Here is a 13,695-nt window from a genome sequence, read left to right as displayed (position 1 = left end):
GCCCAGCTGCCGTATGGTGGGCCTGACGCGCTTGCCCAGCTTGATGTAGAGCTCAACGGCTCGGATTCGATCTTCGTAGGAATACATGAACTACCTCCTGGTAGTCCAAGTTTTTGTCCGCATCCCCCTATCCCTTTCAGGCTGTCAATTTTCGGTCGGCGGCAACAAGGCAGAAATCTCCGGTGCAACGGAGCGGACGCTTTTGTTCTTCACAGCTGGCTGCTCCTGGCCGGATTCCGCCTCACGCTCTTGACGCAATGGGTAATGCGGTCAGTCGCGAAACTTGCGGCTTGAAACGCTGACGGAGTTCCCGTCAGGATCTTTTGTGTTGGCGAATGCGTAGCCGTTTGCTTGATGAACGGCACCAAAGGCAACGCCTGTTGCCTTGGCGGCCTCGACGAACTTCTGCACATCTTTCACAGCAAATGACATCTTAACGGCGGCCGAGCCAAGCCTGAGACTTTTAGCGGCTTGATGGATCAGGATCTCTGCGCCGCCCGCAGCCGGGCGAAGTTCGATAAGTCCCTCACGCACATCGCCGCTCGTCTCATAGCCAAAGTTTTCGCTGTAAAACCGGGCGGTGCGATGCATGTCTTTCGCATAGATGATTACGGTGCTAAGGGCGATAGTCATAGATATCTTGTTGTGTGCGCGGAAGTGTATTGATCTTCCGCTCTAGGCTGGTTGCTGTCGCTCAATCAGCAGCCGTTGAGCGACTATTGCGATCGAGAGCAGACAGTGAAGAACATCACTGGGCGTTTTTCTGCATTGCAAGAACTGACACAGCTTCCGTGGTCACTTGTAGACAACGGCATCTAGAAGGCGCATGGTCTTTGCCCCCACTCGATGGGAGACCATCATGGAATACATTTCAGCCGTCGTTCATCGCGAGCCCTGGAACAAGGGAAAGATCGTTGGTCAGAAGGCGCCCTTCAAACCCAAAGATATCTGGGCGCTACGCGTGCGCCTACAGATGGAGAACCGGGTGCGCGAGCTAGCGCTTTTCAATCTGGGAATCGACAGCAAGCTACGCGGGTGCGACCTGGTCGCCCTAAAAGTCCGCGATGTTTGCCATGGCGACCAAGTCGCTTCACGAGCAACGGTCATGCAGCACAAAACTCATCACCCCGTACAGTTCGAGCTGACGGCGACCACTCGTGAAGCGCTTCAGCAATGGATCAAGACCGCGAAGCTGAAATCCGAGGACTTTATCTTTCCAAGCCGCCTTCACAAGTCGCCGCATCTCGGGACGCGTCAGTACGCCCGGATTCTCGAGCGCTGGGTGTTGCAGCTTGGTTTGGATCCAGCAGAGTATGGAACGCACTCCATGCGACGAACCAAGGCTACGCTTATCTACCGCAGAACCAAGAATCTGCGCGCTGTCCAGCTACTACTAGGCCATTCAAAAATCGAGTCAACTGTCCGCTACCTTGGCATTGAAGTCGACGATGCTCTTGAGCTATCTGAACAGACCGAGATTTGAGTTGACGGAGCACAAATTTTCACCGGGGGCGGCTAAGCTGTGAGCCTTAGATCACGGGGAGCGATGGGATCACTAAGGGCATCTCGCTGCCACTAGTACGCATTGGTCAGAACGGAGCGAGCATCCGCAAGCAGCCTTGAGCCAACAACCTCTCACGGATGATGGCTGTGCAGCGAATGATGTTGCTCACAAGCCTATCGCGGAGCGCCAAGGTTCGACAAATAGTGGGCGGTGATCATCCCCCACATGAGTGCCCAAACCCGTAAGTCGCTGATCGCCAAGCGCTAATGAAAGTTCAGGTAACGATCGTCAATAGACCGACGTCCGAGAGTGGGTCTGCAATGCATCCATCGCACCGCCGGCGAAGGCATGCAAGTGGAGGCTACGCATAGACCTGCGGGACGGTTGATCTTGCGGGATGTTGGCGCTCCCATTGCGTCACCGGGTCCGTTTAAGTCCGACCCTCGGCCGATCGACGGCGAATCAGATAAATGTGCGTGATGGGCACAAGCAAGTTAACTATCGTTTTCGCCAAAAGCGGCAGTTAACTTTCCCTCGCTTCGGTCTGCCGCAGGGGTGTACCGAAACTCCGCGGGCAGCAGCGTCCAGGGATGCGATCCAAAAAATCGTATAGGACCGGACAGCAGCAAAAATAATCATCAATCAAACGTGATGATCATGGCCGCGTATGCCCTGTTTCATTCGTAGCTGCTGCTGAATAGAAGCAAAGCGCGATCGTTCTACGCATCAATATGCGTACTTGCGATGTACAACTGGACGCTTGGTCAATGTCATATTGGACGGACATGCGCTGAGGCTAAGATCTACTTCTGGCCGTCTGCGGCCGATGTCTGAAATACCTGCTGCCGGCGTTCAGGGCGCTCGACCGACCGGTCATTCTCACTGGAATGCGCAGGAAGCCAGGGGGACGCCTGCCTTTGCAAATGAAGCGTAGACAGCAGCCCTGCACCAGACCTGCACCTCATCACCAAGCCTGAGTTCCCATGCGCCTGATCAACTGCCGCTTCCCGCTCCTCTTTACTGCGAGGAATTCCCAGCGAATATTGCTAGTGTGGTTGCTGGTGCTGCTGGCCGCTTGCTCTAAGTCCCCGCGTGCGAATTTTCCGCAGTCGTTCTCGTGCGAGGATGCACCCCAGTTGCGGATCTGGCGCGCCCGCATCGCAGACAATTTCGCCACCCTGCTGCAAGTGACTAGCGCACACGATCCCGAGAGAGCAGACCCTCTGCCCCTCCTGCGTCAAATGCGCCATCTGCATCTTCAGTTGCGCGAATACTTCATGACCGAATCCATGCCAGACTGCATGCAGGAGGCCGTGCGCATCTACGTCGAAGGACTGGAGCCACTGGCTCGTAGTGGCGATAGGGACAAGGAGCTGAGCGCCGCGATGCACGATGTTGGGTCCACGGTGGACCGCTTCGCCGAAGCGGTGAAGACGGCAATGCCCCTATGGGCCCGGGAAGCCCATGCCGCGGAGTCAACCCCGCGCTGATCCCGTCATGATGCTTTGAGCGACTTCTTGATTTCGATTTCTATGCCCACATTCGGTTGAGTCGCAGTCGAATGCTAGCAAGAAATAGTCTTGATCCTTTGCGCGGCCTCTACCCGTTTGAACGAAGTTGTTTGCCCTGTAGAAGGCGAGTGCATTGGTGTTTTCGGCGACACATTTGAGCTGGTAAGGTGTTGTCGACCAGCCCGGTAGTGCGTGCAGCAGTTTTCGCCCAACACCTCGATTTACTGCATCGGGATGAACGTGTAGATGGTGGACAAAGTTATCCGGTTCCCAAACCGAAATGAAGCCTAGAAGGCGATCCCCATCAAAGGCGAGGAGCTGCATTTCGCCCACCGTTTGGAGATCGAAATCTTCAAGCGCAAACCCAGAACAGGCTTCCCAGAAAAACGCCGTCCTGCGAGATCGAAGAAAAAGATTGCGCAGTGATGCTAGGTCGCTAGGCAGCGCAAAACGAATGAGCAAGGCGTTCTCCAGAATGGTGCGATCATAAAATCATCGCCAACGAACGCTCACTATCGGCCAACAGCGGTCTTCGGCCTGATGGAGGTGCGTTTCAACAAGTCGCTGTTCGATTTGTTGTTACCAAGAAAATTCGCCCAACGCGAGGAACTATTCATTGAAGTTCGAGAGCGCTTCGAGAAACCTCTTACAAGCTACAACCCTTGACGTGGTCATGCCACTCACTTCCTAAGACGCGCATCAACTCACAGCGCACAGGCGGGCGCAGATTTGGTCTGTTGACGCGACATCGCCAAAGGCCGCAAACACGTTCAGCAGCGCGGCATTTTGGGCCGCTTCGCTGCGTGCCGCTGTGGCGTCGGCGACCAAGAGAGTTCGATAGTCAAGCTCCATAGCTTGTCGTGCGGTGGATTCGCAGCAGATATTTGTCAGCGTGCCAGCGATAACTACGGTGTCGATGCCCCTGCGGACCAGTTCTGAGCTCAGGCTGCAGTGCTCGGCACCGAGAGCGCCGAAGCGCATCTTGTCCACTACGAGGTCGCCATCCTGCACGTCGATGCCGCTGAAGATCGCATGGCCGCACGTCCCTTTCCCAAGCAGCGCACTCGCCCGGACTTGATCTCCGCCAGCAACGATTTCTACATAGCGCAACCAGTCGTGCTCGACGACGGTGTGTCGGGTGAAGCAGATAGTGGCACCTGCCGAACGGAGGCAACGTGTTAGTGCATTGATGCGGTCAACGATGAGCTTGGCGGAAGGCACGCAGGCAGGCGAATCGTGCCGAATAAAGGCATCTTGCATGTCGATGACGAGCACTGCTGTGCGCACAGGATCGAGACGTGGGTACATGACCAGCCGGTCCCGACGGTGGCTGGCGGTATCTGCGAGCTTGAGTTGAAGAGCCAGGTCAGTTGTCAAAGTCATACCGCCTCCGTTCCAATGTCGATGCCCAAAAATGAGGCGACTGAGTCGAGTTGGCCCAGAGCCGTCGCTGCCCCGTTAAGCGTTCTCAGTCCTAAACCTGCGGCTGCCGTTAACAAAGACGTCTCCATAGGTTGCGTTACCAGGTCTGCAACCCATGCATCTGCGCGAAGCCGCTTCAGGTCTTCGACATCGACGGCTAGTCCCGGCGCGTGGTGCATGCCGATCGGCGTGGCATTAACCACGATATCGACCTTCTCCAAAGCATGTTCCGGTCCCCAAGGTGCGCTTTCCGCACACATTGCGAGCATGCCTGCACGTTCTGACGCGTCAGTGGTCCGAAAGACGATTGATCGCCCACCTCGGTGAATGAACTCCAGAGCGATCGCGCGGGCGGCTGCACCCGCGCCCACTAGAGCCAGTGTCCGACCCATTGGGTCGAAGCCTTTGAGACTCGCTCCGTTCCAGAAACCATCGCCGTCGAACATGTCACCTTCGAGGCCTTGCTCTGTCTTACGAAAGACGTTCACCGCGCCAATTCTTCGTGCCCTGGATGTGAGCGTGGTGGCCATCTGAGCGGCAGCCTGCTTGTGCGGGGCTGTGAGCACCAACCCTAGGCAGTTGCTAGTGGTGCGCACTATCGACAGCAGCGCCTCCAACGCGCTTGGCGCCGTCTCTAGAGGAACAAGCGCTAGGTCTGCGCCTGCGTGTTCGAAGCGCGCATTGAAAAGAGCGGGCAACTGCACCTGAGCGACCGGATACCCCGCCATGAAGACAACTTGAGCTGCGCCAGTGAGAAACATTGCAGATCCTTGACAAAAATTGAAGATTTCAAATAATATCTAAAATATTGAAGATTTTGTGAAAGATTGAATGTTCTTCCGCTCAAACGATGAGTCCTCCACCGTGGTCCGCCTATTGGCCGAGCAGGTTCGTCGGGACATCTCTTTCGGGGTGCTGGCGCCCGACTCCAAGCTAAAGATTGACGAACTCAGGCAGCGCTACGGCGGAAGCGCGAACTCATTTCGTGAGGCCCTGACCCAGCTCGCCAACGATGGATTGGTGGAGGCGACTCCTCAAAAGGGGTTCAGGGTGGCATCGGCCACAACTGCGGACTTGCAGGACATCGCGCGGGTGCTGTTCGAAGTGGAATCCCTTGCCATTCGATGGTCGATGGCAGCGGGTGACGTGCGGTGGGAAGGAGAAGTGATCGCAGCCCAGCATCGCCTCAGTCGAATCGAAGACCTTGTTGCGCACGACGCTGCAGAACACGCAGTGGAGTGGGAAGAAGCGGGCAGAGCCCTTCATGCTACTTTGGCTAGCGCCTGTGGATCACCTCGTTTGCTTGAAATCATGCAGAAGCTCTATCAGCAGAGCGCTCGCTTCAGGTTGTCACGCCTGCATGGCCAGGGTTTCGACCCGGGCACATCCCAAGCTGCGCATGCCCGCCTCGTGAATGCGGTGCTCGCACGTGATGCCAATGCCATGCATGAGGCACTGCGAGAAATCATCTTCGGCTGGAAAGCCAACTGACAAAGGGTCACCCATGTCTATCTCGCGCAGAAACATCATCAGGCTTGCTGCCGGGGCTGCGGCATTGCCGACTTTCTCCACAAACGCACTGGCAAGCACCGATCGGGTCACGGTTGGTGCGCTGCGCTTCACTTCAGAAGGGCCAACATTTCTGGCGCTGGAGCGGGGCTACTTCAAAGACGAAGGTCTGGATGCCAAGATCGAGTTCTTCCAAGCTGCCCAACCCATGGCCGTAGCCATCGCTTCTGGCGATGTGGACTTCGGCGTCACGGCAGTCACGGCAGGACTTATCAGCCTTGCCGAGAAGGGCGCCTTGAAGGTGATCGGGGGAGCCCTGCAGGAAGAGCCAGGTATCGACGGACAGATCATCTTGGCCTCGCGACAGGCTTGGGAAGCGGGTCTCAAATCGCCCAAAGACCTACGCAATCGGTCCTTCGGCATCACAACCCATGGCTCGTCTTTCCACTACATGGTCCACAAAGTGGCGGAGAAAGTCGGAATTCGTCTCAGCGACATCCAACTCAAGCCCCTGCAACAGATTGGAGCCTTGGTGGGGTCGCTCAGTACGGGGCAAATCGATGCCTGGTCCATCGTGCCAGATATCGGCAAACCGCTGATTGCGAAGCCGGAGGTGAAGAAGATCGGCGAAATTGCCGAGTACATCCCTGACTATCAGGTGACCACCGTCTTCACTGCGACCAAGATGATCCGCGAGCGCAAGGATGTGGTGCAACGCTTCATGAAGGCGCGTGCGCGTGCCGTGTCCGACTTCAACAGAGCACTGGTTGGTCCTAATGCGGACCAGAAGTCTGCTGAGGACGTTTTGAAGGTGCTCCACAAATACGTGATGGCGGACCGCCCCTTTGAGGTCGCTGCGCCTCTGATCCGCAATGGCGCGATGCGGATAGCGGAGCGATCGCAACTTCATGCCGGCAGCATCCGCGATCAGCTCGATTGGTTCAAGTCTGAAAAGCTAGTACCACCCGCAGTTACCTTCGACATGCTGGTGGATGCCGGCTTCGCCCCGATCAAAGGCTGACCATGGAAATCCAGCTCAAGGGCGTCCGCCATCGCTACGGTGAAATGCAGGTTTTGGAAGATGTCACCTTCAACCTGCCAACCGGGCAGATCGTCTGCATCATTGGACCTTCGGGGTGCGGCAAGTCAACCTTGTTGCGTTTCATCGGTGGGCTCGAACGCCCCGACGAAGGCGAGATCCAGCTAGTGGGCGAGCGGCCAGCAGGTTGCCTCAACCCGCTCACGTATATTTTCCAGGACTTCGCACTGCTTCCCTGGCGCACGGTGGAGGAGAACATCAGCGTAGTGCTGGAAGATCACCGGATCAAAGGACGAGAAGCCGAACGGATCATCTCGGACGTGCTGGGGCGCACTAAGCTGACAGAGTTTCGTAAGGCATACCCCCGCCAACTGTCAGGGGGGATGAAGCAGCGCGTCGCGATCGCACGCGCGCTGAGCGTCAGCCCTGCAGTGATGCTAATGGACGAGCCATTATCAGCGTTGGACAGCCAGACGCGCGAGCTGCTGATGGACGACCTGGTGGAGTTGTGGCTACGGGAGCGTTTCACTGCGTGCTATGTCACCCACAACCTTGCTGAAGCCGTACGCCTGGGGCACAAGATCATCCTCCTGAGCCGCCGTCCGGGTCGCATTCGCCAAGTAGTGCAGATCGACATGCCATTGGAGGAGCGCGCCGCGCGGTTGATGGAGTTGGAAGTGATCCAACGCGACCTCTGGGCATTGATGCGTGACGAGGCCATGGCGGCCGATCGGGAGTTGGCCCATGACAACTGAAGCAATCCGTGGGCAGGCAGTGGCGGCCACCGCAATTCCCCCGCAATCCATTCGCACTAGGCCTGTGCCGTTTCGCGGGGGTGGGTTCAGGCCACAGCCAATGCGCTGGGTCGGGCCCGTCGTGTTTCTGGTACTCCTGGTTGTCTGGGAACTGGGATGTCGCACGGGAATTATCGGCAGTCTCGTATTGCCGGCACCCAGCAAGGTGTGGGGCGCGCTACAGGATCTGTATCAATCAGGCCTGCTGCGCAAGCATGTGCTAGCCAGCCTTTCCCGGTTGGTCGTGGGGTGGACATTGGGTGCAGCGCTTGGCGTCACGGTTGGGTTGACGATCGGCTTGTTCTCGCTCGCCCGCGCAGGATTGTTGCCTCTGGTGTCGGCGATTTTCCCTATCCCTAAGATCGCACTGCTTCCGCTGTTTGTGATCTGGTTCGGTATCGGAGAGGGCTCCAAGATCGCCACCATCCTGTTCGGTACTTTTTTCCCGATGGTGATTGCAACCTATGGCGGCGTCGACAACGTCGATCGCAGCCTCATCCGAATGGGGCAGTCCTTCGGGCTGTCTTGGTCTTCAATCGTTCGCAAGATTATCATCCCAGGCGCGATGCCAGCCATCCTTTCGGGCTTCCGCATCTCTGTATCGATCGGGATCATCTTGTTGGTGGCCGCTGAAATGATCGGCGCGGAATTTGGCATCGGCTCCTACATCCTGATGGCGGGAGCAATTTTCTCTATGGAACAACTGATCGCTGGCGTCGCGATCCTGTCGCTTATCGGTCTCTGCGCTAGCGGACTCATCGGATGGGCTGAGCGGCGGCTGCTCGGATGGAGGGCTAGATGATGTGGCGTTCACCCCATAGACATGAACAAAACTACGATGTGGTTGTCTGCGGCGGCGGCGCCGCAGGTGTCGGCGCCGCAGTGGGTGCGGCACGGGCTGGTGCTAGGGTGTGCCTTGTCGAGAAGTACGGTTTTTTGGGCGGAGCTGCGACGACGGCGCAGGTCCTTGCGTACTGCGGCTTCTATCAACAAGGCGCAAAGCCGGTGGCAGCAGTGGGCGGCGTTGGGGCTGAACTGCTCGCCAGCCTGAGCAAAAACGGATTGGATACGACTCCCTTTTGCTCGGAAACTACGGGAAACTGGATCGTTCGAATTGAGCCCGAACTACTCAAGCTCACCATGGATGATTTGTTGGTGCGGCATGGCGTAGATGTCCAGTTGCACACCCGGGTCGCTGCTGCCACGCGTACCGGTGAACGCATAGAAGCAGTCACGCTCGCAGGAATGGAAGGCCGGTGGCACGCCGTTGCGGATGCGTTCGTGGATGCCAGCGGCGACGCCAATCTCGCTATGCTCGCGGGCGTCCCTTTCCGCATCGGCGATCGCGAGGGCCTACTTCAGGCGACGACTCTCCCAATGAGGATAGGAGGCGTGCTGCCTGAGGTGTTGATTGATCGTCCGGCCCTATGCGCCGCTGTCGCCCGCTATAACGAAGGTGGACAGTTTCCTATAAGCCGATCCGACGGCGGCATCATGTTTCGGCTGCCTGTGTCCAACGACATCTGGTGGATGGCGGTGGATCTCCCGCTGGCGGAAGTGAGTTCGCGTTGCTTCACTGCGCTCGAGATGAAAGGTCGAGCCATGGCAAACGACTATGTCCACATGTTGCGAAAGCACATGCCTGGCTTCGCCAACGCATATCTTGTTGCCACGGGCCCCCAGATTGGCGTGCGTGAAACGCGACATCCTGCGGCACGGTATGAGATGACGCTTGCTGATGCGACGCAAGGCAAAACTTCCGACGATGCAGTAGCCCGAGCTGCCTGGCCAATCGAATTGCATACACAGCCGGGTCGGCCAACATACACGCCGCTAGGCGGTGCCGGCTACTTCCACGTTCCCTACGATGCAATCAGCGCCGCCGGTATCGAGAACCTCTGGTATGGAGGACGAGTGATTGGGGCAGACCCCGACGCTTATGCATCGGTGCGAGTGATGGGCACTGCATTCGCTACCGGAGAGGCCGCCGGTGTCTCCGCAGTGGACTATATAGAGAGCAATCACCTGCGCAATGCGCGCACAGTTGCCAATCGATTGCGGGCCAACGGCGCGATCGTCTAAAGCACAAGCGCTTCGGCTTGACGCAAGAGTTTCAACGCTTGCCGCCCCGCGCCACCAAGGTTGCAAGCCCTGATGCCACCTAACTGCAGCGTGTCTGCGGACTCCGGGCGCCTTCATGGGTTTCAACAACAAGTTCGCGGCCTTAGGGTCGTACGCCATTAATTTGAACAAGGAGACAAAGCATGCTTCGACGTACCCTCTTCCAATGTGTTGCAGGTACAGCGCTGGCGGCCTCTTGCGGACTACTGCACGCGCAGACCTGGCCATCCAAACCCGTACGTATGATCGTGCCTTTTGCCGCAGGGTCCACGCCCGATCTGCTGGCGCGCATCCTCACGGACCGCCTCTCGGCGCGCTTGGGCCAGGCTTTCGTAGTGGACAACCGCAGCGGGGCAGCCGGCAACATCGGCACCGACGTCGTTGCCAAGGCGGCACCGGACGGCTATACGGTGGGAGTCAGCATTGCGGGACCGCTGGCTATCAACCCGCTGCTGTTCAAATCCATGCCTTATGACCCTGCGCGGGATGTCAAGCTGATCACTGTCGCGGCTACTCAGCCTTCGGTGCTGGTGGCGTCGAACAAGCTGAAGGCTTCGACCTCGAAGGAACTGTTCGAACTTCTCGGGCACAAGGAAGGCCGCTACAGCTTCGCTTCCATGGGGGCGGGAACGATCTCGCAGATGGGCATGTATGTGCTGACCGCAAACAGCCCGGCAGATATGGTGCACGTGCCTTATGCTGGGTCCGGCGCCGCTTCGTTGGCACTAATGTCCGGCGAGGTGGATTTCGCGCTGTTGCCGGCGGCCAGCGTAATGCCGCACATCCAGGCCGGCAAGATGAAGGCCCTAGGCGTCGCTGACGCCAAGCGGATGTCTGCCCTGCCGAATGTGCCGACCTTAACGGAAGCTGGTGTTCGCAGCGTGACAGCCGATGCCTGGATCGGCGTCATCGCGCCGGCTGGCACGCCCGACGCTATCACTGAGCGACTGCGCGGCGAGATCCTGCAAGTTCTCGCCGAACCGGCCGTGCGCGAAAAACTTCGGACCCAGACTATGGAAGCCGTGGGCGGTACGCCGGTCGAGTTCCGTAAGGTGTTGGACGGTGAGTTGAAGTTGTGGAGCCCGGTGATTAAACAGTATGGCATCACGGTCCAGTGACGTGGCCAATGGCACTTGTTGGATGAGCACCGCCTTAGCAGACTGCTGAAGTGCCCCCTGTTGCGTCGGAGGACATGGCCTGAATTCAACAGGCCTATGTTCTCATTTCCCGATACTTCGAAGGCTTTTGCTGCTCTTTCCGTTGAAGCCTGCCCTTTTTATGAGCGCTCTTTCAGTTTGCCTCTTACGCACTGATTTGCTCCAATGTAGATACATGCATGGGTAACTGCTGTGCGATATGGATGACCTGTACTATGGCCATCCAGTAGCTGTTGCAATGACTGCTCCTCAGCTGAAAGTAAGCGTTCGTGGAAGTAGTGCGTATGACGGCAATCGCTGCAGAACCGACGTCTTGCGTGGTGGCCTCAGGCTGGTTGCAATGCTCAGCTTGAAAAGCTTGATGGCCGCTCTCTCCCAAAGTTGACCTCTTATGCCGCGTCGCTTGCCTATACCTTGCTTGGAACCTCTGGCCTAGGCAAGCTCTGTGATCGGAGACCTAGAGCGTCGCATCAAGATGTGTTCACCGGCCGCTCAACGCGCCTCGAATGCAATTGGTGACGAAGGTCACGGACAGCCAGCCTGGTCAAGGAAAGACGTGTCCGTATTCGTAGACTAAAGATTGGCGTTCGTCGCACAGGACAGCACAGCCGCGCGTCCCTGCCGCCGGATAACCCTTTGCGGGTATGCATGAGAGGCAAGGCACGCATCACGTCTCTCAATCCCCAGCGCACTCCAACTGACCTGCCCGTGGATTCTCACCCTGCCGTCCCGGGCCTGGTCCCGTGGCGGGGATGCCATAAACAGCCTTCTGATCCGCACTGTCCACTACGCGGACTCCCTGGGCGTTGAAGACCCATGCGTCCCAGTAGTTAACGGGCGCGATCTGGGGCACATTCGCAGCCTTGAGGAAGTCTCTGAGCAGTGGCTGTTCGTTTGCGTCGTAGGGGAAGTGCAGCCCGTACTCCAGCTTGAATTCCGAAACGGAGTTGGCTCGCACGCCCAGGTGATGGGGCATAAAGGTCTTCACTTTGAATTCAGGAACGATCATTCGAGCCTGAGTCACCACACGCGATTCGGGTCCGCCTTGCCACAGGTCCAGGCTCGTGGCGCCTGCTGCGTTCATTGCCGCCCGGAGATTTTCCAATGGGGATCCATACGTGACGCCGTTAGCAACGCGTGGCGTAGTCAGCTCCTTTCCTCCTGCGCCACTGTCAGAGACGAACAACTGCAGCGGTGCAGTCCTCTGGGAGGTCTGTGTAGAAATCAGAAATCCAAAGGTTTCAGGTCCACCCGTGCCATTACTGAAAGCGGTGCACCCTGAGACGCTGTGCACCCAACGCACTACGCGAATCGTGATTGCGTCGTTCACCTTGATGGTTTCGCCGCCTTTGAGAGACGTGCATTGGCCAGCCGGCATGCCGTACTTCACAACTTCGGCGCAAACGGCAGCGGGCGCGTAAACCGGCTTTCCTGTTTGCTTGGCCCATTCAGGAACCTGGACCCCATGGTCACCATGCTCATGCCCTACCAAGACGATATCGACAGTGCCATGCTTCTTGATCGTCTGATAGGCCTTTGTGACGGATGGAACATTGGGCTTTGGTGCGGCAGAGAAATCCGAGATGGTTTCCCCGTCCACCAAAATGCCAACGTTGTCGATCTGGTAGTGCCAGTTGGTGATACCGAACCAAGTCATGCGGATGTCATTGGGGTAGGCGTCGCCGGTCCCCCCACATGCCACAAGTACTGCGGCTGAGATGCTGATACCCAGTCCAGCGCTGATGAGCTTTTTCGATGTAGTGAATTTCATTGTTGTCTCCATGCGCGGCAACATCGCCAATGCCGTGTCAGGTTATCGTCCGCAAGCTTTCAATCTGCTTTCAGAGATTGCCTCGCATTCACCCGCCTTCTGCGACTGGCCAAACACAAAGCAAACATCGCGGTAGCCCATGCACTGAAAGCAAAATGAAAGGACACACGGAGCATCCTGCGCAGCTTCCAGGGCGTGAAATCGCATTGGCATGCCCACAAAAATACCTGGTACTTCTATGCGCAACATCCGCTTCTTCGTAACCAGTCTGGCCCTCGCTCTGTCGATGGGTGCAGCTTTTGCACATGGCATCCCGAAGCCCAAGCATGGTGGAACAGTCGATGTCGGGGGAGAAATCTCATTTGAGATGGTTGTGGATACATCGACCATGAAATTCTTCGTCGAAGACCACGGAAAGCCCGTCTCTACCAAAGGCGCGGTGGGAGAAGTTTTACTGGGCAGTGAAACCGGCAAGAAAATTGGAACGCTGAGTGAGGCTGGGGCAAACAGCTTGGTCGGCAAGCTGGCTCCGTTCAAGCGTGGCAATCACCTGTTCGTCAGGGTGGTGCTCGGTGACGGGAGCATTGTCGTCGGCGAGCTAATCGCGCCTTGATCGAATCTCCAACTATCTCCCGCATAACCGGACGGCGCATCCAGCTCTTGGCTGACCAGCTCGCGGGAGTGATCGCGAGGTTGATTCAATCGGAAAAGTGTTGATTTCCACGCAGAAGTGACCCACTGGGGATGCGGACAAAAACTTGGACTACCAGGAGGTAGTTCATGTATTCCTACGAAGATCGAATCCGAGCCGTTGAGCTCTACATCAAGCTGGGCAAGCGCGTCAGGCCCACCATACGGCAGCTGGGC

At 57.4% G+C, this 13,695-nt stretch carries 14 protein-coding genes; 9 read left to right on the top strand and 5 right to left on the bottom strand.

Going from position 1 to position 13,695, the window contains the following annotated elements; all coding sequences use genetic code 11:
- Positions 1 to 270: 270 nt before the first annotated feature.
- Positions 271 to 633, bottom strand: a complete 363-nt coding sequence (locus IB236_RS24115) for a VOC family protein (RefSeq protein WP_192422475.1) — start codon at positions 631 to 633, stop codon at positions 271 to 273.
- Between the two features lie 226 nt (positions 634 to 859).
- Between IB236_RS24115 and IB236_RS24110 the strand changes: the two genes are divergently transcribed.
- Together IB236_RS24110 and IB236_RS24105 are read left to right on the top strand one after the other, a co-directional pair.
- Complete coding sequence (locus tag IB236_RS24110; protein ID WP_192422474.1) at positions 860 to 1,483, top strand: tyrosine-type recombinase/integrase; 624 nt, start codon at positions 860 to 862, stop codon at positions 1,481 to 1,483.
- Positions 1,484 to 2,487: 1,004 nt separating this feature from the next.
- Positions 2,488 to 2,994 (top strand): hypothetical protein, encoded by a 507-nt coding sequence (locus IB236_RS24105; protein WP_192422473.1) that lies wholly within the window; start codon positions 2,488 to 2,490, stop codon positions 2,992 to 2,994.
- Here IB236_RS24105 and IB236_RS24100 read toward each other — a convergent pair.
- From IB236_RS24100 to IB236_RS24090, 3 genes are all read right to left on the bottom strand, one after another.
- Positions 2,980 to 3,477 (bottom strand): GNAT family N-acetyltransferase, encoded by a 498-nt coding sequence (locus IB236_RS24100; protein ID WP_225581355.1) that lies wholly within the window; start codon positions 3,475 to 3,477, stop codon positions 2,980 to 2,982. The genes IB236_RS24105 and IB236_RS24100 overlap by 15 nt on opposite strands.
- A gap of 237 nt (positions 3,478 to 3,714) precedes the next feature.
- Positions 3,715 to 4,398 carry a cysteine hydrolase family protein gene (locus tag IB236_RS24095; protein WP_192422472.1) on the bottom strand — a complete coding sequence of 228 codons (684 nt, stop codon included), beginning with the start codon at positions 4,396 to 4,398 and terminating at the stop codon, positions 3,715 to 3,717.
- Positions 4,395 to 5,198: a shikimate dehydrogenase gene (locus tag IB236_RS24090; protein ID WP_192422471.1), complete on the bottom strand. Its 804-nt coding sequence runs from the start codon at positions 5,196 to 5,198 to the stop codon at positions 4,395 to 4,397. Before IB236_RS24090 ends, IB236_RS24095 begins: the two co-directional genes overlap by 4 nt.
- A gap of 70 nt (positions 5,199 to 5,268) precedes the next feature.
- Here IB236_RS24090 and IB236_RS24085 point away from each other — a divergent pair, with 70 nt between their 5' ends.
- The 6 genes from IB236_RS24085 to IB236_RS24060 all read left to right on the top strand — a co-directional run bounded on the left by IB236_RS24085 (position 5,269) and on the right by IB236_RS24060 (position 11,018).
- Entirely contained in the window at positions 5,269 to 5,928 is a 660-nt protein-coding gene (locus IB236_RS24085; RefSeq protein ID WP_192422470.1) for a GntR family transcriptional regulator, read from the top strand.
- A 13-nt stretch (positions 5,929 to 5,941) separates the two neighbouring features.
- On the top strand, positions 5,942 to 6,967 hold the full coding sequence (locus tag IB236_RS24080; protein WP_192422469.1) for an ABC transporter substrate-binding protein: 1,026 nt from the start codon (positions 5,942 to 5,944) through the stop codon (positions 6,965 to 6,967).
- 2 nt (positions 6,968 to 6,969) lie between these two features.
- Complete coding sequence (locus IB236_RS24075; RefSeq protein WP_192422468.1) at positions 6,970 to 7,740, top strand: ABC transporter ATP-binding protein; 771 nt, start codon at positions 6,970 to 6,972, stop codon at positions 7,738 to 7,740.
- Positions 7,730 to 8,581, top strand: coding sequence for an ABC transporter permease (locus IB236_RS24070; RefSeq protein ID WP_225581354.1), 852 nt, complete (start codon positions 7,730 to 7,732; stop codon positions 8,579 to 8,581). The genes IB236_RS24075 and IB236_RS24070 overlap by 11 nt, the downstream gene beginning before the upstream one ends.
- Entirely contained in the window at positions 8,581 to 9,861 is a 1,281-nt protein-coding gene (locus IB236_RS24065; RefSeq protein WP_192422477.1) for an FAD-dependent oxidoreductase, read from the top strand. The genes IB236_RS24070 and IB236_RS24065 overlap by 1 nt, the downstream gene beginning before the upstream one ends.
- 182 nt (positions 9,862 to 10,043) lie before the next feature.
- Positions 10,044 to 11,018, top strand: coding sequence for a tripartite tricarboxylate transporter substrate binding protein (locus IB236_RS24060; protein ID WP_225581353.1), 975 nt, complete (start codon positions 10,044 to 10,046; stop codon positions 11,016 to 11,018).
- 715 nt (positions 11,019 to 11,733) lie between these two features.
- Here the strand turns inward: IB236_RS24060 and IB236_RS24055 are convergent.
- A complete protein-coding gene (locus IB236_RS24055) occupies positions 11,734 to 12,828 on the bottom strand; it encodes an MBL fold metallo-hydrolase (RefSeq protein WP_192422466.1) in 1,095 nt (364 codons plus the stop codon).
- A gap of 238 nt (positions 12,829 to 13,066) precedes the next feature.
- Here IB236_RS24055 and IB236_RS24050 point away from each other — a divergent pair, with 238 nt between their 5' ends.
- Complete coding sequence (locus tag IB236_RS24050) at positions 13,067 to 13,441, top strand: hypothetical protein (RefSeq protein WP_192422465.1); 375 nt, start codon at positions 13,067 to 13,069, stop codon at positions 13,439 to 13,441.
- The last annotated feature ends 254 nt before the right edge of the window (positions 13,442 to 13,695 follow it).

This window comes from Acidovorax sp. ACV02, assembly GCF_014851475.1.
GTDB lineage: Bacteria > Pseudomonadota > Gammaproteobacteria > Burkholderiales > Burkholderiaceae_C > Acidovorax > Acidovorax delafieldii.
Note: the sequence above shows the minus strand (reverse complement) of the source record. Positions and strands in the feature narration are given on the sequence as shown.